This window comes from Lentzea sp. NBRC 102530 (assembly GCF_030269365.1).
In the GTDB taxonomy this organism is placed as follows: Bacteria; Actinomycetota; Actinomycetes; order Mycobacteriales; family Pseudonocardiaceae; genus Lentzea.
Map to the genome: position 1 here is coordinate 71,371 of NZ_BSTF01000024.1, position 23,141 is coordinate 94,511.

Annotated in this window: 1 protein-coding gene (running past one end of the window); it reads right to left on the reverse strand. The window is 68.0% G+C overall.

Features of this window, described 5'->3' with window-relative positions:
* A protein-coding gene (locus tag QSK25_RS40900) for a toxin glutamine deamidase domain-containing protein (protein ID WP_285646636.1) crosses the window boundary here: on the reverse strand, positions 1-23,141 show its 3' portion. It continues 12,043 nt past the right edge of the window; 23,141 of the gene's 35,184 nt are visible here — the last part of the coding sequence; its start codon lies off the right edge, out of view; the stop codon is at positions 1-3.

Genomic DNA, 23,141 nt, shown 5'->3' on the forward strand with positions numbered 1-23,141 from the left:
TCACCGCTCCTTCGTCTGCCACCCGCTCTTCGTCGGGTGACCCGGAAAATCCGGCAACATCACCCTGTCGACCGTCAGGTCCTCGTCCCGCATTCCCAGCAGACGCCCGATCGATCGCGCCAGGTCACGTTCGCTCATGTTCCTGGGCCATGTCACCTGGTCCGGCAGGTCCCCGGTTCCGGTGGTGATCGACACGGTCGCGTCCGCCGCCTCCTGATCGTCGGTGAACTCCACGGTCACGTGGAGTTGTTCACCTCCGGGGAGCCGGCGCCCGTCGTTGAGCATCTCCTCGACGCCCGTCAGTGCCCGCTGTTCCATCTCGGGGTCACGATCGGCGACGTGCAGACGCACCGTCAGGTCCTTGACCCTGACACCGTTCACGTTCAGGTCGCGTACTTCGTATCCGATCGGCCCCGCCAGGGATCGTGGCGATCCCGTCTCGGATGAGGTGACCGCACGAGCGTCGTCACCACCGCGCATCCGCTCGGACACGGCCGTGCGGGCGCGTACCTCCGCGATCGTCGAAGAGGAAACCGGCGAAAAACCCTCGTCGGTCGACACGGTCCCGCCGCCGGACTCATCACCGTCGGCCTCTTCGCGACCCGTGTTCGTCCCGGACGCCTCGCTGGTAGTCGACTCCGGACGAGGCGGGAGGACGACCTCGGCCCACCGAGGACGCGACAGCAGGTCTCCTGCCGAGCCCGTGGCGGAGTCCAGGTCCGACTCGAACACCTGAGTCGAGACCTCACGGGCCGGGCCGCCAGCGGCGAGCGCGGTGCGGAATCGCTTGATGCCAAGCGATTCCACCTCGGTGCCGCGTCGAGGCACCACCACGAGCCTGACCGGTACCGACACGTCGGCGGCGTGGTACTTGAACATCGGCGAACTCGCCGCCAGCCGAGCGAGCTCGGTGCCGTCGATCAGCTTGCCGTTGACCATGAACTTGTTGCCGGAGCCGGTCACCATGACGACGAACTCCTTGACACCGCCGTCCGGCAACGAGTCGTACACAGCCTCCCAGTGCGGCTTGTCCCACCGGACGCCCTCGTTGAAGCTCAGCCCGCCCGCGGCGCTCTCCGACGGCGGATGGCCTTCACCCCAGGGCGAGTGGGAGAGCGCCTCGAACGCCACGAACAGGCGCTCGGTCCAGAGGTCCTTGTAGTTGCGCTGCTCCTGGGTGAGCGAGTTGAACAAGGGTGCCTGTGTGAGCGCTGTCTGGCCCAGCTCCGCGGCGGGCACCTCGAACGCCACGACCGCGGACGCGGCCTGGCCGACGACCGAATCCGCGGTCTCCAGCCGGATCGGGATCAGGGACACGTCGAAGTCGATGCCCGCCGCGCGATACCGTTCGACGCTCTCGTTCAGCGCCCTGGTCAGCTCGCCCTTCGCCGCAAGCGCCTGCTTCTGTCCCGGCACCTCGCGCCTCCACCACCGGCGCGCCTTCCAGAAGATCGAGCTCTTGGCGCGGCCCTGGCCGGTGATCGTGATCTCCGGCAGAGCGGCTCCGGTGCGCAGCCTCCACCACACCACCGGCACGAGCTGGTCAGCGGCGGAACGCAGCTCGGCGCGCCCCTGGTCCCCGATCGTCTTGCTCGACTTCCCGAACGACAGTGACACCGTGTCGATCTCGTCGACGACGAGATCCTTCAGCGACACCCTGGGCAGCGCGCTCCTGCCGTGCTGCGGCACCGACTCGAACCTGTTCCCCAGTCCACGGGCGTGCACCGCGACGCTTTGGCGTGTGCTGACCGTCGACAGCGCGCCGAACACACGGATCTTGCTCGACTTCCACGCCTTTCCGAAGCCGGTCGCGACGTTCTCCTGGCCGTCCTCCACCCGCGCGTTCTGGTTGCACTGCATGAGCGCGACCCAGGAATCGGGATGGGGTTGCGCGAGCTGGTACGACGCGGACGCCCCCACGATCATCGCCAGGTCACGCCCGCTGACCTTCAGCGAGTCACCGAGTTGCAGCGGATGTTCCGTCTTCAGCGCTGCCGAGGACGTGGTCGGGCTGCCGTGGCCGTTGACGAACCACGGTGGCACGCCCGCTCCGCTCCACGGCGACAGATACGGGGCCACCCGGAGAATCGGCTCACCCGCCGAGTCACGAGCTCCGGTGTCCACGACCTCCATGTGGATGCGCAGCGTCATGTCCGTCGTCTTGCGAGCGATCGAGGCCCGCTCGAAGACCTCCTGGTGGTCGAGCGCGAAGAACTGGCCGTAGGTTCCGACCTGCGCGCTCGTCGAGGGCTGACTGAAGATCAGGCCACTCTTCTGCTCGAAGCTGAGCGCGTGGACATGGCTCTCCACCTGGCCCTTGCCCATGTAGATCACGCCGTCGGGCCGAGGAGTCACCGCCTGTGCCGGGACATGAACCTTGCGAAGGTACGCGCCCTTCGCCATCTCCTCGGTGAAGTCCGCGATCGCGGGCACCATGCCGTCCTGCGACACCAGCACGATCGGCAGTGACTTGTCGGTGCCGAGCAGTTCGCGCAGTTTCGGGTCGCCTCGCAGCACACCGGCCAGCTCACCGATCGACAGCACCTGTTCCGCGCTGTCCTGCCTGCTTGTCCGAATACCTCGCTTGTCGTGTGTGAGCCCCACGAAGATGACGACGGGAAGCTCGCTGGTGACCCCGCGGTAGCCCATTTCGAACGTGCCGGAACCGTCAGTGAAGCGGTATTTCTTCCGCTGGTCGCCGACAGCGTTGAGCGCCCACTTCTTCGCCTCTTCGAACTTCCGCCTGTCGCCGGGAGACCGCACGAACCACGCCACCATCTCTCCAGCGGAGTTCAGCAACGCATCCGTCTTGAGATCCCCTGCCCGCAACACCGACACCAGCGTGAACCTCGGTTCGCCCCCGCCGTCACCGAGCAGACCACTGGCTCCTGCCACCGCCCCGACCGCGAACACGTCGCGGAAGTCCTTGCCCAGCCTCAACTCACCCGCGAAGTCGAAGCCCACCCCACCGAACTTCGCCCGCTCGCCGCTCCGCGCGCCCACCAGCACCACCGGCCGCCCCGGCTCCGCCCTCAACGCGCTCTCAAACTCCGCGTTCCCCCGCAACAACCGCGCCAGCACACCCCCACCCACCTCATGAACAACCCCGCCCTCTCCCAGCACCTCCGCGAACGTGCCATCCACCGAATCCACGACGACGAACAACGGATTGCGGCCGCGCAACCGCCCTACGCTGCCAACCGACACCGATCCGGACGCCACCGCCTCGCCGAACAGTTCCATCCGCCGCGCCGACTCCTCCGACGACGGCAGACCGAACACCGATCCTGAACCCGTCACCAGCAGCCGCACCCCTGACGGCACGCTCTCCCCCATGACCCGCCCCGCCGGAATCCGGGGAACAGGCCACCCCTTCGACACCTCCAACGGCCCGTCGTAGTCGAAGACGTGCAACGAGCCCGCCAGGCCCCGCAACGCCTCCACGAACTTCGCGTTCACCGCACCGCCGGACGAACCGCCCTGCCGAGAGGTGAAGAGCAACAACGGCGGGCGCTTCACCTGCCCCAGCACCAAACGCCCGAACAAGTCCGACTCGAACACCAGCCGAGCCGCTTCCTCGGGAGACAGAAACTCGGTCATCCCGTTGTTCAGCGGAACGGCGAGGAAGTCGCCCTCACTGTCCAGCACAAGAGGCACGGGCCGGACACGACCGCCCGTCGTCGCCGGCGCCCACTCCGCGAGCTTCCTCTTTCCCCCGGTTCGCTTGCCGGCGGCGTCGTACGTCTCGATCATCCGCAGGCTTTCGTCCTCGACGTGCGCGCTCAAGCCGCCCAGCGCCTGCTTCGCCTCGTCCCCCGACGCGAACCCCATACCGCGTTCGGCGCCATCACCTCCGATGATCGGCACCCACTGGACAGACTTGGGATGCACGGGGACGTGCACGGTCCTGAAGTCGGCCACGCCGTTCGAGAACTCGACGTAACGCGGTTGTTCGGGCGTGCCGAGAGCCTCGATGAACTTCACGACCTCGCTTTCGGCCGCCGTGTCGTGCCGCGGCCCTTCCCAGACCAGTCGCACCGGAACCGTGAAGCCACCGGCGTGTTCTTCGAAGTGCGGCGAGCGGCGCACGAGCCCGGCGAACGCGGTGCCGTCCAGCAACGAACCGTTGACCAGGAACTTCCCGTCCTTTTTCCGGACCAGCACGTGGAAGGCGTCGGCGTCGCCACGCAAGGACTGGTACTGGACCCTCCAGTGGATGTCATCGGACCCGTCTCCCTCGCTGTCAAAGCTCACGCCACCAGCCACGTGCAGCCCCGGTTCGTAGGTCACCACACCGGGAAGCTCAGCGGTTCGCTCGACCAGCGTGAACCCGGCCGGTCCCCCCTGTTCGGAGGAGTCCGTCGTGTCCGACCCCAGTACGAGCGTCATCTCCACATCGGAGTCGGGGTCCGGTGAGTCGATCGGTCCCGGCGCGGGCTGGCCGTCGTGCGCGAGTTTCGCGAACTTGGCGTTGACGGCCGCGATCCTGGTCGTGTCGAACTTCGGTTCGATGGCCTCCAACTCGCTCTCGCCGAGATCCTCGGCCGACAGGAGCGTTGTGATCAACACGGTCGTCGCGGGTGTCCGGTCGAGGCTGCCGATCTCGATCGTCACGTCCCCGAGCGTCAGACCTCGTCCCAGCCTGCCCCTGCGCGCCCATTCCACGGCCATCTCGTTCTGCAACGCCGAAGCAACGAGGTCCGCCACCGTCATGCTGCCGCCGGCAACCGTCACGAAGGGTAGTTCGGCGCCGTTGCGCTTGCGCCACAACGCCGCACGGGCGATCCGCTGCCCGAGCCTGCGGATCTTCTCCGCGTCGCCCTCCGACAGGCTCGGGTCGATGTCGGAGCCGAAGAAGACCATCTCCGGCTCGATCCGGGAGGCCGCCAGGTCCGCCAGCGGCACATCGTCCTCCGGTCGTGGCGTTGGCGTGCCCGCCTCGCTGAAGAACGCGCCCGCGTCGATGTCACGGCCTCCGCTCAGCCCGATCATGCGGACCTGACTGTTCGCGGCGTAGAACCGAGGAGTGCCGTTGATCAGTCGCCGCAGCCTGGCCTGACGTGCCTCGGCCCGCACCCTGGCGGCGAAGGTGTCTCCTGCGGGCTGGATCGCGTTGACCCTGCACGACTGAAGGACGACAGGCCTGTTTCCGTCGAGCTGTGCCCGCCGGTAGACGTCGCTCGCGAAGTACGCCTTCGCGGCCGTCGCGCCGTCGAGCACCACCTCGTCACCGAGTTCCCCTGGACGGTCGGTCTTGAGGGCGAACCGGAATCCGGTGGCGTTCGCGTGTCCCATGAAGAACACGGGCGGGTTGTCGTCTCCTGCCCACGGCGACAGATACGCGATGGACCGGGTCCTGCTTACCTGGTTGCCCTGCGCGTCCGTCTCCTGCGTCGTCAGCGTCTTCAAGTGGTACATCTGCTGCGCCGCGTTGTCGTTGTGCGCGCTCATGTGCATGGTGATCAGGTCGTTGGCCTTCACGGGGGCGTAGGCCACGAAGGAGCCGGAAGGTCCGCCGCGATGGACGCCGTGCAGCACGACGTCGGCAGGCCCCGGTGTGGGGAGCGGATGCTCGATCAATCCCTGATCTGTCAGCCTGAGCCTGCCGTCTGCCTGCCAGCCATCGGCCGGCGCCGCCTCGAACACGGACAGCCGGTGTCCGCTCGCCATCAACGCCTGGGCCAGCCGATCCCCGATGCCGAGCACGCCGTTCGGCGAGATCAGCAGAATCGGCTGCCTGTTCGCCAGACCGCGTGACCGCGTGAGCATCGACAGGCCCGACATCATCGCGGCCAGTTCGGCCGGAGAGACGAACAACGGCTTGGTGTTCTGCGGCGCGCTCTTTCCTCCGTGGCGCAGCGCATGGTAGCCGTCCGGACCCGAGTCCACGAAAACCACGAGCGGCGGCATCGTCAACGACGACCGACGAGTCCGCGCCCGACCGTCAGGACCGACGATCTGATACTCCGCCAACGTGTCCAGCGTCGCCTTCGACGTCCACAGCGCCGCCTTGTCGTAGCCACCCCTGTTGCCGGAACTCCAGATGTACATCCCCTGGACGCCGCCCGGCCCCGCCGGCAGCACGCTGAGCGCGAGATCGCCGTGCCTGATCGTCGACACGTCCTCGACGTCGACATCGGCGAGTGTGACAGCACCCCCGAGCAGCGGCGCCGGCTCGCCGGTCGTGGCGAGTCCCTGTCCGAAGAACCCTTCCTTCCTCAGCGCACCGGCGAGGTCGAACGCGAGCCCGCCCGGTCCTGCCAGTTCTCCCGCGCGGCGTCCGACGACCCTCCACGGCCGTTCGGGATCATCCTTCATCGCCTGGCGGAACTCGGGAACCGTCAGCAGCATCTCGCCGAGCCGAGTGCCGTCGACCTCGATCAACGCACCGGACCGGCCGCGCAGTCTGGCGAACCTTCCGTCGGACGAATCCACCACGATGTAGAGCGTGGTGCTGCCCGACGTCCGGCCGAGCGCGGACGTACGGAGCCGGGCCACGGACTGGGCGAACGCCTGGACCGCCCGGGGCGTCACGTCGGCTCCGGGGAAGCCGAACACGTTCCCCAGGAACAGATGCGCGATATCGGCGACGGGGGGCAGCGGCGCCGGGGTGAACTCCGCGTTCCAGCGGACGGCCAGCGTGCCCTCCACGATGCCTGCTCGCCCGGCGTAGTCGAAGCTCTGCCAAGGGCTGCGGCTCAGCGCCCGCATCGCCGCGAGCAGGTCCGCGTTCGTCCGCTTCGCCATCGCCATCTTCTGCTTCGCCACCGCCAACTGCTGGGCAGTCGGGTTGGCTCCCGGCGGATCGACGCCCATCGTGGAGGTCACGAGGAGCAGCGTCGGCAGCACGCCGCCACTGGTGAAGGCCGAGAAGTGGGATGACCCGAGGATGAGCTTGGCGGTCTCCGCGGCGGGGACCCTGAGCGTGATACCGGTGTTCAGCGGTACGTCGAAGGTCGTGCCGTCACCGGTGAGCAACAGCAGCGCGACGCGACTACGAGCACCGTCCGCCGACGGCACCCAGACCTGGTTCAGGGCGCGCCGCTGGCCCGCGCCGTCGCCGATCTCCTTCATGACCCTGGTCTGGAGGTCGGCGGTGAGCCGACGGCTGGCCTGCGCCAAGTTCTGCTTCCGCCGGAGCTCCGAGTCGAAGGCCATGCCGAACATCTGGCCGTCGACGTCGGTCATCGGAATCCAGGACACGTCGTCGACCCTCGGAGAGGTCGCCCTCGCGATCCGGCTGCCCGACAGCGCCCGCGCCTGACCGTCCTGCCCGATCTCCAGCGAGAAGAGCGCGGCCTCGACGAGGCGGAAAGGTCCGTGACCGCGCAGCGCCTCTCCGAACCGTTGCGCGAGCTGCCCTGCCCGCACCGCGTCGTTCAGGTCGAGACCGAACAGCCGCACTCGTGTCCGCGCGTCCGACGCGTTGGCGGCGAAGTGCGGCGACGAGGCCACGATCGCGGCGAACGAGGCCGCGTCGACCATACGATCCGCGATCTGGAAGGCGTCGCCGTTCTGGAGGGCGAAGATGTCGAAGGGCCTGTCGGCGCCTCCGGGGATCGAGCCCTCCAGGTGAGTCCAGCGCGCGGTGGAATCGTTGGTCCAGTTGTAGCCCAGTCCGCCCGCCTTGCTCGGCGACGAACCGAAGGTGTCGACGAAGCCCTGCCTGCCGCGCCGCACCAGGCCACCCCAGCCAGAGCCGCCGCCGCCGTGGTCCCGCGCGTCAGGGGTGAGCTTGGCGAAGGCGGTGTCCACTTCGGCCACCGCGTCGTTGCTCTTGGTCACCGCGAGGTTCCGCAACGCCCGCTGACCGACGTCCACCGAGGGGAGAGTCACCTCGATGGTCGCCACCCGCGCGCCTCCTCGTGGCACCGCGTCGCCGATCACGTCGATCTTGAGATGCGCTGGGTCGGTGTCGAGCCCGTACTTCCGCAGCACCGCGAACTCGGCGCGCACCCGCGCCATGAACAGGTCGTTCGTCGCGTTCGCCCGGTCGAGCCCTGCCCTCGCACCGCGCGATACCGTGCCGATCGTGCCGAAGCCGGTGATCTTGACCCGGATCGGACCAGCACCGTTCGCCGCGTACCAGACCGCCGCGCGGGCCACCCTGCGAGCGGTGTCCGCCACCTGATCCCGCTGGTCCGCGAGCAGCGTCTTGCTCCTGGCGGGGAAGGACACCGTGACCGGATTGATCGCGTCGGCCGCGAGGTCGGCGAGCGGCAGTGGCGGCAGGGCGCCTTCTGTCCCCGCCAGCGCGGGACCGCCGTCCTGGTCGGCGACGAGAAGACCGTTGCCGGAGTGGACTCGCAGGCCTGACGTGAACCCCACGATCCTGGACGGCGTCTTCCGCGCGGACCGCAGGCCGGCGTCGAGATCCCGCACGGCGCCGGACTGGTTCACCGAACAGGCGAGCAGCAGGACGGAGTGCTCCTCGCGCGTGCCTGCCCGCTGGTAGGCGGCACCCGTCGACACCAGCCTCGACATGGTCGCGCCACCGATCACGACCGTGTCGCCGATCTCCCACTTCCTACTGGTCGGCAGTCCGACGACGAACCCCTCTGGGGTGCCGTGGCTGTCGATCACGTACGGCTTGCCGCCCCCCGCGATCGGGCTGAGGTACGCGACGTACTCCGTCTCGGACGGCCCGTTCTTCCTCGACGCCTCGGTGACCTCCTCCCGGACGTAGTACCGCCTGCGCGAGGACATGCTTCGCGCGGTCCGGGACATTAGATACGTGTCGACCGGCGAGCTCGGGAAGTACTGACCGTCCACCGCGCGCAACAACGTCACCCTGGGATGCGTGACGATGTCGGCCGCGGTCAGTTCGGACTGGTTCGACGCCTCGTGGATGGCGAGAGCCGACTCCCTGACGGTGATGGTGCCGTCGGGCTTGAACGTCAGTCCGGCGGTCGCCGTGCGCAGGGTCCGCCGGAATCCACCCTCCAGCAGCGAATCGCGCACCTTGTCGCCGTCTGTCACGCCGCCGTCCGGCGACGCGAGGACGATCGACCGGCCGGCACCGTCCGTGCCGAGAATCTCCCTGAGCCGGGGGTTTCCGCTCAATACCTTGGCCAGCTGTTCCGACGTCAGCGGCACCGTCACGCCGTCACGGCGCTTGCCTCGGAAACCACCCGCGCCCGATCCCGCGATCAGGAAGAGCGGCATCTCAGTCCAGTCCGCGTCACGCACGTCTCGTGAGCCGTCAGCAGCCTCGACCTGGTAGGCACGCAACTTCTCGTCCGTCGCGTGGAGCGCCCACTCCTTGGCCGCCTGGTAGTCCGCGTCGTCGTTGTCCGCGCGAACGTAGAGCGCGACCGGATGGCCGTCGCCGTTGTCGAGCACCTCGACGTCCAGGTCTCCGTCACGCAGGCCGGACACCAGAGCGAACTCCTCGTCCTGGTCACCGCGAGACTCGGGAGAGGCCCACGAGTAGACATCGCGGTAGATGCCCGCTTCCTGCAAGGCCGCGGCGAAGTCGTGGGCCGCGTCCCCGAAGTGGGGGGTCGTGACGCTGTGCGTCGTCACCAGCACCACCGGCCGGTCGGGATCCGCCGCGAGCTCACGCCGCACCACCGGGTGAGTCAGCACCATCCGCCCGAAGTCGGCGCCGCTGAGCTCCAGCTCCCGCCCTCCGTGCAGCGAGACCCGGAAGTGCCTGCCATCCGGCGAGTCCGCCATGACGTACAGCGGACGGCGACCGGTCATGGCGTCGGGTTCGAACCTGCCCTCCCGCACAGCCGACGTGAGGTTGCGCAGTCCAGGCATCTCGTGACCGGGCAGCGGGAACGCGAACACGGAGCCGGTCGACGTGACGATCGCCGGACTCACCGATTTCCGGACAGCGGCCGCGTTCAGGGAGAATTTGTCGTTCTTGCGCGAGGAGAACGTCTGCTCGAACTTGGCCCCCTGCGGCACGCGCAGGCTGGACACCGTCGCGTCGTGGTCGGCTGGTCCGGCGTAGGCGGTGATCCGCCGCGGTCCTCCCAACTCGCGCAGCCGCGCCTGGAACCTGCGGTTGGCCTCGCTGGTGGAGGCGTGGTCGGCGGCGGGATCGTTCGTGATCAGCAGGACGTCCGGCTGCCCGTTCCCCTGCTGGAACTTCGCGAACAACTCCGACTTGTACGCGAGCTTCGCCATCTCCTCCGGCGAGACCCGGACAGTGCCGTCACCGCGCAGCGGAACGACGAACTCCTCGCCGTCGGCGTCGAGTAACAACTCGAACGGCCGCAGTCTCGCTCCGTCCGTCGTGTCCGCCCACAAGGCGATCTTCGGCCGGACGTCCGTGAGGCCGCCCGCCTCGGTGTGTTCCTCAAGGACGAGACGGACGCTCTCGTCAGTCCCCTGACTCGCGTTCAGGACCGTGCCGCTTGCCTGACGGGCCTCGGTGTCGAAGCTCGCGCCGAGCAGGCTGCCGTCCGCGCGGTACAACGGCAGCCACGCCACGTCGTCCGGCTGGATCTCCGCGACCCGCTGGAAACCGTCTTCCTGGTACTTGCTCGCCTCGACGAGGCGGAATCCGTCCTTGCTCCGCAGAAGTGCCGCGAACTGGCGGACTTCCCTGTGCCGCGGGTCGGCCCCGACGATCCGCACCGGCACGGGTGAGCCCGCCGCGTGCTGCCGGTAGTGGGGCGAGTTCTTCAGAATCTCCAGCAGAACTCGCGGGGACACCCAGGAACCGTTGGCGTACAGGCCGCCGCTGCCTGGCGTCAGATAGAGGTAGAACGGCTTTTCGTCAGCCGGCGCAGGGGGCACGGCCGCATACCGGGTCGTCCGCGCCTCGTCGTCAAGATCGACATAGCCGCCCAGGTCGAAGCTGAGTCCTCCGGAAGCATGGGCCGAAGGCTCGTGCACGGCGGCCGGGGTCTCCGTGATCCTGGCGCGCGCCATCGGCTGGGTGCGGTGCGGCGTGCCGCCCTGCCAGGCCGGCTGGGCGGGCGGGAGCGCCAGTTTGGCGAATGCCCTGTCGAGCTTCTCGATGGTTTCCGGTGTCTCGCTGTCCTTGGTCCGCCCCTGCACCTCGGCGATCGCGGCAAGGCCAAGCTCGTGCACGGGCAACTCGACGCTGACGGTGGCGTGGCGGCGCGCACCGGGCGGAATGAGGAGATCCACGAGGTCGACAGCGACATCGTCGACGCCGAGCCCCCGCGCGAGCCTGCCCAGTCGTCCCCACTCCGCGACCATTTCCGACCTGATCGCGGCGTAGGCGCTCTCGGACGGCGATTCGCCCAGGTCGTCGGTGTACCCGTTGACGACGAGCTTGGGCATGCCGGCACCGTTGAGCGCTCGCCATGCCGCCGCTCTCGCCACCTTACGAGCAAGCGAGTGCAGCAACATGGTTCCGAGCTTGCCCAGCACCCCTGTCGCGTCGAACTTCGTGTCGACCGAGTCGATGTTCGCGGCGGCCAGATCCCACAACGGAATCCCGTCGTCAAGCGAGTTCCCGAGCTGTCCCACCGCACGGAACGTGGACGCCTTCACGCTGCGGACCGAGCTGTTCGGAGAGACGTAAACGTCTCTGTGGGTTCCGACCACCTCTGGCTTACCGCCGTGGACAAGCCTCCAGTGACGGGAGAACAACGCGGCGGCGGAGCCCTCTCGGCCCGGACTCACACTGTCCGCCACACACACCGACAGCAGCACCGGCATCTGCGGGTCCAGCCCGGCCATCTGGTAGAAGCCGCTCGCGTTCAGGAGCTTGGCCGCCTCCTTGCCTCCGACCACGACGGAGTCGCCGACCTCCATCGGGTTACCGGTCGCGAGCCCGAGCACGAAGCCGGTCTCCGTCCCGTGACCGTCCCAGACGTAGGCGGGGAGGTCCCCGGAGGCGTTCGGCGACAGGTAGGGAATGACCCACGCGTACTCGATCACCTGTCCCTGGGCGTCCTGCTTCGCGGACGCCACCCGCCTGAGGTAGTACTGCTGCCTCACTTGCTTGTCGATGCTCGCGGAAAGAGGCATCAACCAGGGATCACTCGGATCAGTGGGAGCGATGTGCCCGGACCCGCTCTGCCATGAGTCCTGCCTCGGGTACCACATGATCTGGTCCGCGCGGGGAGCCGGTGGACGATGGACCGCGAAGCGCCGGCCCCTGACCGTCAGTTCCCCGCCCGCGTCGAGCGACAGACCATGCGGAGCCTCGAAAAGCTTTCGGGCCACCCCTCCGTCCAGCAGAGCCTCGACGATCGCCTTGCCGACAGTCGTCCCGCCTGTCGTCGAGACGAGCAGGATCGGCCGGTGCGGGGAGTAGGCCAGCATCCGGCGGAACTGCGGCTGAGTCGCCAACATCTTCGCGAACCGGTCCGGCGACAACCGCACCGCCATGCCGTCCTTGCGGATGACGGGGATCTTGCCCTGGTCCTCCGTCACGAACACCAGGATCGGCAGGGTCCACGCTGGCCAGCCTGACGGCTTCAACGCGGTCAGGTCACCGTGCGGCAGTTCCACCCGGTGCTGGGCAAGCGATGCCGGAGTGACCTCCCTGGCCCATGCCGTGACGTAGGGCATGTCCGCGTTGCTGCCGTCTCCGAAGAAGTACAGCCCGAGCGACTCCCCGGCCGCGCCGAGCAGGACGTCGACTTCGAGGTCTGTTCCTCGCAGGTTCGACACGCGGGCGAACTCGACGTCCGAACGGTCTTCTGGGGCGTCGGGATCTCCGATCGGCGCATAGACGTCACCGAAGAAGCCAACCCTGCCGCGCAGCTCACCGGCGAACTGGTATCCCAGTGAGCCACCGGGTACGGATCGTCCCGCGTCGCGAGCCAGCAGGACCACCGGGACGTCCGGATCATCGTCCAGCGCCTCGGCGAAATCGCGAACCCTGAGCAGCATCGACGCCAGGTCTGCGCCGCTCACGTCGTACTTTCTGCCGGCCCGTGACATGACTCGCGCGTAGGTGCCGTCAGGCGAGTCCACGACGACGAACAGTGGCTTCTTGCCTCGCGTGCGGCGCACCGACGTCCAAGGACCATCGAGGGTCGACGTCCCGCTGTCCACCTCGTCGGCGAGGTCGGCGATCCGCGCGGACGCGCCACTGTCCGCCGGGAACCCGAACACCGACGGCGTGATGATCGTGAAGACTGACCGAATCGACAGCGGAGGGCCAGCGTTGACGACGGCGTTGGGGGGAAGGATGAGTCCTGTGGTGCCGTAGGCCAGCCTGCCCGCGAACTCATGTGTCTGCCAAGGCTCACCGTTGAGCCGCTGAAGAGCGTCCGCGAAGTCGGCCATGGTCCGCCCCTGACCACCGTCACCGGGGTCGTCGCTGAGCAGCAGGAGCCGAGGCCTCGTGATCAGGGAGCGGTAGGGCTTGAACGCCGTGGAGCCGAGCAGCAGCTCCGCCATCCTCAACGGAGTCGCCGCGGTGGCGTGCCCGCCAGGCAACGGCACCATGAACACGCCGTCCCTGCTGCTGAGCGCGACCAGCACGGGGCGAACCCTGGACCCGAACGTCTCGGGCACCCATGCCTGCTGGGTGAGACGAACGCGCGTGGAGTGAGGCACTTCCTCGTAGATCAGCCGCAGCGCCAGATCGGATTCCACCGGCTTCAGCCGTCGGGCGATGGTCGACAGAGGTTCGACGTCGAACGCGAGCCCGAAGTTCTCGCCGGTCGGACCCGTGAACGCCGTCCACTGGACATCGTCCGGCTCGATCACGGGCACAGGCAGATAGCCACTGTCCGGAACCGGAACGATGTCACCGTTGCTGTCGGCCTCGACCTGCTGAACGGCCAGCTCCGCGTACCGGAACGCGTCGGTCGGCCCCCGATCCGCCTGTAGGAACTGCATGGCCAGCTTGTGCTCCGAGGGGATGGACCGGAGCTTGTCCCGGTACGTGCGGCCGACCAGCCTGATCGGCACCGAACGATCGGCGGCGTACGCCTGGAAGTGAGGCGACCTCCGCATGGCCTCGGCCAACTGGGTGCCGTCCACCAGCTTGCCGTCGACCATGATCTTGTTGCCGGCCCAGGTCACGAAGACGTAGAACGGAGGAGGCCCGATCCTGGTCAGCTCGGTGGCTTCCTCCAGGGTCGCGTACACCCGCTCCCAGAAGGCCTTGTCCGTGCCCAGCCCCGAGTCGTAGCTCAACGCACCGGACGCCACGATTCCCGCCGGTGGGAAGACGTCCGGCAGCACCGCGAACACCGGGGAGCCGCCACCCGACGCGACGTCCGACGACTCGTCCTCCGACGACTCGACGATCGTCCCCTCCGGCGAGTCCAGCAGGAGGACACCGGGGTCCGACTCGCTGCCGGAATGAGCCCTTTGGGACGACGTGCTGTGCGCCAGCCAGGCGTCCGTCTCCTTAAGGCCACCGGGACGAATCCGGACCTGGTCCTCACCGAACCGGGTGGCCAGCCTCCTGGCCCTCGCCAACGCGACGTTGTTGCCCTTCACCCCGAGTTCGCGGGCCAGCACCGCGCGGAAGGCGGCGTTCGAGACGACGAAACCCTGCGAGACCTTGTCCAGCAGCGTCCATCGCTGCGCAGGAGTGAGTCGCAGGAGGTACCGCTGAGCACGGTCGACCTCGTCGGTCCAGGGAAGCTCCGGCAGGCCATCGCGGTGGATCAGCGGTCGAACGTCCTCTGTGGACGCCGCATCGGGCTCGTCCAGTCGAGCATCCGGTGCGTCGCCTGTGGCAGACGGCGAAGGCGCGGCGTCCGTGGTGGACGGCGAAGGCAGGGCGTCCGCCACCGGGTCCGCACCGACGGTCTCCGTCCGAGGCTGCGGCGCGTCGTTCACGAGCTTGGCGAACGCCGTCTCCAGCGCGTCGACCTCGGCGTTCGCGATGCCGTCGAGGTGCCCGGTGATACCGGCCACCGCGTCTGCCCCGAGCGCGTGTCCAGGCAGGACGACACTGATTCTGGCGAACCGCTTCTGGTGAGGGCGCCCCGCGACGGTGATGGTGATGTCAGTAGGCGAAACCGCGCGCCCCAGCCTCCCGAGTCGCGTGAGTTCGGCGGCCAACTCGGCACGGAAGACCGCGGCGACCGGTTCGGTGGAGATCGTCACCTCCGGCAGGTCGGCTTCGTTCCGCTGACGCCATGCCGCCGCCCTGGCGACCTTGCGCGCGATCTGCCGTACCCGCTCGGCGTCTCGTGCCAGCAGTTCGTTTCCTCGCCAGGACAGCTCCACCTCGAGCGGATCGATCCGATCGGCTGCCAGGTCCGACAGTGGCACGGACCCGCCGCCATCGCCGGGGGAACGGTCGGCGTCGGCCAGTGACCCGCCTGCCGTGACCACGACCGGCTTGCCAGGAGCGGTCACTATGACCGTCTCGGCCGCATAGGTGACGGCCTTCGCGCTGACGGCCTTGTTCCATTCCTTGCCCAGAGCCTTGGCGTCGCTTTCGTTCTTGCTGGCGCTCACCGCGTCGGCCATGCAGAACACCAGCATGATCGGACGTTCCGGGTCGGAACGCGCACCCATGTACGCGGAGGTGCCATACATGATCCTGGCCGCGTCGCCGCCCCGGAGCGTGACACTGTCACCGAAGTGCAGCGGCGAGTCGGTCTTCGTCCTGAACTCAAGGCCACCCACGTCCCCGTGACCGCTCTGAATCCACACGGCCTTGTCGGACATCGCGAAGGGCGTCAGGTACGGGGCGTACCTCGCGGGCACCTCGCCGCCGTTCTCGTCCTTGGTCGCCGGCGAGATCTCCTTGAGGTAGTACAGGTGCCGCACGGCACGGTCACGGCGCGCTTCGGCCGACATCCCCAGGACGTCGTCCACGTCGTTCGGGAAGAACTGCCCGTAAGTGCCCAGTTTCCCGTTCACCGACGGGTACGACACGATGTCGTCAGGCCTTGGAGGAGGCGGGGTGAAGGTCTCCAGCCTGGGTCCGTCCACCTCGAACCAGCCGGGGCCGGTGAGCTGGCCACTCGCCAGCAGATGAACGTTCCTGCGGAAACCCCCCTGGGAGAACACATCGGTGAACGTCCGGCCGTCGGCTGGCGACCAGCCCGGTGACACGACCACCAAAGGCCGATTGCCATCCGCCGGCAACAGCTGGCGCATCCGGGGATCGGCCCTCAGCACCTTCGCGAGCTGTTCGGCCGTCACCGACACCGGCCGCGTGTCCTCCTGACCGCTCTCGTCCGTACGGCCGTGACGCAGTCCGTGCGCTCTGGACGGACCGGATTTGAAGATCACGAACAGCGGCATGACGCTGGCAGGCCAGGGCGTGCTCTCCTCGTGGGTGCCGGTCTCGTCCGTCCGGTCGTAGGTCCTCAGGCTGGTCGCGGTGACGTCCTCCGCCCAGTCCCTCGTCTCCTCGTAGTCGTCCTGATCCCCTTCGCTTCGGACGAACACCGCGACCGGCTTGTCGTACATGTTGTTCAGCACGTCGAACTTCAGGTCACCGGCTCGCAGCCCGGACACCAGCGCCCATCCGTCGTCCGAGTCCGGCGACGGGGCGTACACGTCGTTGAAGATCCCGGCCTCGTGCAACGCCCCTGCCAGCGCGAAGCCGACGTGACCTGTGTTCAGCTCCCGACCGGCCGCGTGGATGCTGAGCAGCACAGGACGATCCGGGTCGGACTCCAGCGCGTGGCGGAAGGCGGGATCGGTCAGCAACGTCTGACCGAACCGGTGTCCGTCCAGTTCGTAGGTCACCCCGGTCGACGACCTGACCAGGACCACGCGACCGTCAGGCGAGTGGGCGGCGACCAGCAGGGGCTTGCGCCGTCCCGACAGGTGCGAAGGCCGCCGCACGACGGAAACACCGCGCTGCTCCTGATCAGCGAGCTCACGCAGCGACCGGGCCTCGTCGTCGGTGGCGGGGAACCCGAGCACTCTGCCAGAGGCCACCCTGTCGATCTCGCTCACCGGCATCGAGTCGGTCTTGGTGATCTTCGCGCCCAGCGGCACGACCAGACCCTTCGACTCGAACTCGAGCTCGCCCACGTAGTCGTAGCCAGGCCACGAGGTCCCGTCCAACGCGCGCAACGCCTCCCGCAGATCGGCGCTGACGGTGCTCTGATGGTCCTGGTCGGTGTTCTCCGCGCTGATGAACAGGAGCAGGTCTCCCCGAACCGCGTGGCCCTTCAGCTTCTGGTACGTCGGCGACTCGAACACCAGCCGTGCCATCCGCGATACCGGAACGACCGCTGACCAGCCGTCCTTCAGCGGAACGACGAACTCCCCCGCGCGCATCGCCAGCACGATCATCACCGGCCGGGCTCGATCGCCCAGGCCAGAGGGCGCCCACGGAGGCATCTCCAGCGTCGCCGGCTCGGAGCGATCGGAGACGTTGCGGCGCCTGCCGATCGCGCTCATGATCGCGTTTGATCCGTAGAGACTCAGCGAGTGGTTGAGGAACGCGTTCCTGTCGTCACCGAGGACGAGAGCCAGACCGAAAACAGGATCGTCCGTGTGCTCAAGGGGAGTCCACGACACCTCCTGGGAATCGAATTCGACGTCCTGAACGGCGTTGTCGGTCGCGGTCACCGTGACGAAGTCGCCGTCTTCGACGAAGGCGACACCCTCGTCGTCCAGCCGCAGGTCGCCGGTAGCCACCTCGACCACACGAGGCGGCCCGTCGCCGTTCAGCTCGCGGGTGAACTCCCCCACCTGGTCGAGAAACTCCTCCAGATCCTCGATATCCGAACCGATCACACGCAACGGCACCGAACCGTCGCCGGCGTACTGCTGGAAATGGGGAGAGCTCGACACGATCCGCGCGAGCTCGGCGCCGGTAATCAGGCTGTCGTCGTGTGCGAACCCTCCCTCAGTCACGGACACGAACACGTAGAAGGGCGCGGTCGTCAGACCGTGTTCCGGCAGGGACTCGTACAACTCGTCCCACATCCTGGCCTCGCCGTCGTCTCCTGAGGTGAGGAACAGCGCTCCCGACGACGCGGTCCCGAGCGGGTCGCGAACGTAGGCGTTGCCGAGTTCGCCCGCCGGAGCGACCTCGTTGTTCTTCCCGGTGTCCCAGGTGACAGGCGAGTTCGTCCGGTCCAGCTCGATTTCGGTGGCCTGTGAGCTGACGTCGACCGGGCTGACGGATCGTGCGTTCTCTCGCGGCGAGGCGTCGGACCATTCCGAGCCGTCAGAGCCGTGAGAAGAGCCACCACGGGCCAACGTGCGGGGTCCGTGTTCCATCCACGGCGTCTTCGGGTCCGTCCCCGTGCCGGTGGCGCTGCCCCGCTCGGCGTTGCGCAACGTGATCCGGTCGGTGCCGAACCGCAGCGCCAGCCGCTCCGCCTTGGCTCGCGCGGCCTCCTCGCCCCGCACGTCGAGCTCGTGACCGAGAACCATACGGATCTCGTCGTCCACATCGGCGATCTCGTCCACGAACTCGTTCAGCATCTCCTGATGCACGAACGGCAGATCGGCCATGTGGATCATCGCGGCCTCGTACTGATCCGCCCACGGCACCTCGTCCGTGTCGGCCACGACCGGCGGTTCCTCGATGCCAGGCGGTTCCTCGTCGACCGGCGACTCTTCGTCGTCGAATACCAGCGGCTCCAGGTTCGAGCGGTCCTCTCTCGCCTTCCAGACCGGTGTGGTGATCGCCTTCCGCGAGGAGACGTCGATGAGCGTTCCGTCCGGACGGAACGCGGACACGTGCACCTCGTAGATCGGCAGCCTGTACTCTGCGCCTGCCAGCCTGATGTCGTCCTCCGCGGGGCTGACGTCCCCTGTGTTCGGGTCGACCAGAAACACACCGCCGTCGTGGTTCAGGACGTTCCACACCCACTCGACCCCGTGCACCGAACGGCCGAACACCAGGGCGCTCGCTCCATGCCCTGCCTCACGAACCTGCCTCGTCACCTCCGAAATCGCGTCCGTGCCCACACCGACGTACTGGGGCTGGGAACCGATCCGCGACTCGAAATGCTCCATGCCGAGCGAACCACCGGCGAGCACCGAGAGCGCTGGACGCGGCCTGCCGGTGAAGGTCTCGTGAACCGCGATCACGACATCGAGGAGATCGGGCTCGAGGCCACCGCGTTGCTTCTCGCCACGGACCAGCCTCGCGAACCACCGGGGGTCGGAATGAAGCGTCCCTGGCGGGACTGCGTCCTCCAGCGCGTCACTCAGGTGTGGCGGAGGAAACTCCGTACGCGGCCGGGTCACCACGGCCAGCAACGGGGGGATGATCGAGTCGGTGTTGTACTGCGGCCGAACGTCGGCCACTTCGAGAAGGTCCTCGATGAGGTCCTGTGGTGGCAGGGTTTTGTGGTCAAGGTGCCACATGGCCGCGAGGTCCGTGACCTCGCTGACCAGAGTGGTGGACAACGCGCCCTGGAACTGGCCCGACCTCGCCACCGCCTGCCTCGCCACCCTCAGCGAGGTCCGCAGCGTGTCGCGGTCGACCTCGCTCAGGTGGGCATCCATCATCGCAACGACTGCGGGCCACGTCAGCGACAACGAAGTTACCTGGTCATTATGGAGGTACTCGGCAAAGAGCTTGCGCGCCGGCTCGTCCAGCATTCCGAACTGGTGGTGGAAGATCCAGCGTTCCGCCCACGTCGCGTCCGCTTCCAGCCTGCTGAAGTTCGCGTTCACCTGGTCGGTGAGCGACCACAGCCACAGCCCGAGCTCCGCTTCTCTGTTACGAAGCGACCTCCAAGCCGGACCGGCGACCTTCGACGGCCCCGCGTTCATCGACGGCCCCGCGTTCATCGACGGCCCCGCGTTCATCGGCGGCCCCGCCTGCGCCAACACCCAGTTGATCTCCATCGGCGCAGTGTTCGGCTGCGGTCCAGCGGGCTTCGGTCCGGCGACCGATTCCGCCGGCGTGGCCGAACGCCGCAGACCTGACCCGGAGGACGTACTGAGCCCGGACGACTCGGTGGTGGGGAAGAAAACCCCGGCGTCCGCGCCGATGGCGGAGTAGATCGGGATGCGGACGTGCGCGTCCTCGCCGGAGTCGGCGCCCTCCTCCCCTGACACGCCGTCGTCCTCGTCGGAGAGGAACTGCGCGCCGACGTCCACCTTGAGATCCCGAGCCCAGGTGGCGAACTCGTCCAGGCTGAGCGACGCGGGGTGCGTGTACACGCTGTCGTTGAGCACGAACGTGCGGCGGGCGTGCGCCGTGCTCGCCTGGACGAAGACGGCATGGTTCGGAGTGGTGAGCAGCACTCCTCGTGTGTCGGCCACAAGTTCCCAGAACTCGTTCATCGACTTCGGGGTCTCGATGACGCTGCTGAGCGGCTTCACCATGGACCGGAACTGCACCAGGTCGCGGTTGCCGAACCGTTGACCATCCGGGTCCGCCGCCAGGTGGCGCCGCAGCTTGTAAATGTAGGCGAGCCTGCTGACACCGAGAAGCCTGCGGTGTGGCCGATCGGCGAGGAGAGGCCACGACAGCGCGTTCACCGTCCAGCGATCGTGGAACAGCTTGCGCGTCAGCACGGCCGGCTCGGCGTCCGACAGATCGGCGGCGGCGAGCTTCTGCATGACGCGGCCCCACTGCCCGGACAGGTCACGCCACTGCCGCCGTACCGCCGGGTCGGACTGGTCCAGGTCCACGAGCCTGATCGCGCGCTGTTCGATCAGGTCGAAGGCCTGCTTCGCCTCGCTGGCCCGCTTGACGACCATGTCCTCATAGGACCGTCCGAAAGCACGATCCCGGTGGGCCTTCGTTTCCTCGTCCGTCTCGGCGAGCGAGCTGATCGTTTCTTCCGCCGTGCGACGACCGAGGTACAGCAGGCTCGCCAGCGTCGGAACCGTGTTGCGCAGGGCCGAGTCCATCGAGGCGACGGAACAGGTGTTGAGGAAGTACTGCTCCTCGTTTCCGGTGGAGGCGAACAAGGCCTCCTTCATCGCGGCGGGATTCCGCTCAAGCCGGGTGAAGAGCGGATCGCTTGCCATCGCCGCTCGCGCTGACGGCGCCAGGTTCACCAGCCCGAGCCGCGCCAGGCGCACGGCCAGCGGTTGATGCGAGGGAATGGAGATGTTCCGCACCGGAGATCCGACGGCGTCGAACGGGTTCGCGCCGAGCGCGAGCAGGTCGTTGATCTCGGTGAGCAGCTGGGAGAACCTGCGCTGGGTGATCGGCTGAATCGCCTGCCGGTCGATCTCGGTTCCCCTGCGGGTACGGGCGGACCGCTGCTGTTCTCTGGTGGGTACGAGGCTCGCGGCCAGAAGGGCGTCGTTGACCAGGACACGCACCCGCACCGCGAGGTCGGCGTCATCGAGCCTCGCCAACGACGCGTCCAGAGCCGCGAGGTGGGCACTCGTATCGGAGGGAAGGCCGCGGTACTCAAGCCGTCCCTCGCCGGCCAGCTCCTCGAACTGCGCCACCATGAACCGCGCCTGCTCGTCGTTCAGCGCGAGACTGGACGAGATACCCCGCATGACCTCGCCGTAGCCGTCGAGCGCCCGCTGAGACGGTGTCACGTCCTCGGTGTCCGTCCGGACCAGGACCATGTTCCGGCTGCCCCGCGCCGAAATCTCGTTCCGAACGGTGATGTCGATCTTCATCCGCGCCTGGGCGTCGGGTGGCATCAGTTGCAGCTCCGCCCGCAGCTCCCGCTCGATCTCACGGTGCACCTGCGCGGTGCGCTTCGGCACGAAGACGTCCAGGAGCCGCCGCACACCGGTTTCCCTGTGCCCGATCACGGTGATCGTGGGGGCGGGCAGTCCCCTGGCAGCCCTCGCGTTGGCGTCGTAGATGGCCCTCTGCACGAGCTTGCGGATCTTCCGCTGTTCGCCTGCTCGCAGGCTGGTGCGCATCCGCTCGAACTGCACGGCCACCGTGTCGCCCACGGATTTGATCCGTGGAAGGAACGACGGAGACGTCCGCACGCTGTCGTCGCTGTTTTCGCTGCTTTGGGTTCCGACACTGTCCGACCCGACGTCGCTCCCGTGCTCGCTCGGCGGGAAGGACAGCGCGCGCGGCTGCTCGGCGCCATCACCGCTCTCGCTCCCGCTGCTGTCTTCCGTTCCAGCGACTCGCTGGAAACGCAGCGCTTCCGTCGCCACCTCGATCGGCCGCGGCGAACCGCTGTCCGGCAACGCCTCGGCGAACTCCCTCGCCAGCCGCTCGGGTTCGGTCGTCTCGTCTCCGAGCAGCACCAGCCGCACCGGCGTCGTCGGAACGGCGGTTCCCGTCCGGTACAGGGGCAACCTGCGCAGGCGGCGCGCCAGCGCGGCCCCGGAATCTTCGAAGTCCTGCGGTGCGGCGACCACGTAGAAGGGCTTGCCCTCGGAGGGTGGCGGGACATCGTTCAGCGCCCGTGCGCGGATCGCGTCCGCCCTGGTGCCTGCCGACATGACCACGCCTCCGGCCGCCGTCGGCGTGGGGCCGTGGGCACTGATCGGCAGCGGCGAGGGCAACGGCTGCGGTGTGGGGGACACCGCGTTGCTCACAGCGGGCGACGCACCCTCATGCGGAAGCGCCAGCTTGGCGAACGAGCTTTCGAGCAGGTCGAGTTCGACGGGGTCCATCCGCGTGAGGTCTCGGTCGGAAACGAGGTTGACGGCGTCGAGCCCGAGGTCGTCGTCGGTGAGGTCGACGGCGATCGTGGTGTCGGCCTCACCGCCGCCGACACCGCTGCGCACCAGGACGTCGTCGGGGATGAGGCCCACTCCGAAGCGGCCGAGCATCGTCCATTCCTCGACCAGCGTGCTGCGGAGCTCCTGTTCCGCGTGCGCGTGATCCTGCCCGGTGATCGTGACCTCGGGAAGAGAGGCCTCGTTCGTCTTGCGCCACGCGGCGGCGCGGGCCACCCGCCGCGCGATGTCGCGCACACTCTCCTGCTGCGCCGGAGTGGGAGAGGACAGGTCGACGGTGACCGAGGGGATCTCCTTGGCCGCCAGATCGGCCAGAGGCACGTCCACCGGGGAGCCACCGGTGAGGGTGTAGGAACCGCCGTCGTCCACGGTGTAGTAGGTCCGCCTCATGTCCGCGAACATGCTTACCTTCTTGGTCCCCGCTGAGGAGACGACCGTGTCCGACCCGACAAGTCGTCGCCATTCCGTCAGATGCCGCTGCGCGGGACTCTCCGACATGTTCGGCGGAACCTGGCCGACCGAGCACACGACCAGCTGAAGTGTGGCGTTCGGCGGCGGGGTCGCCTTGAGAAGACTGCCGCTGGCGAACATGAGCCGAGCGGCATCCTCACCGGTCATCCGGACCGTGTGCCCTAGGGAGAACGGCCTGTCTGTCGACAACGCCAGAGCGAAGCCTT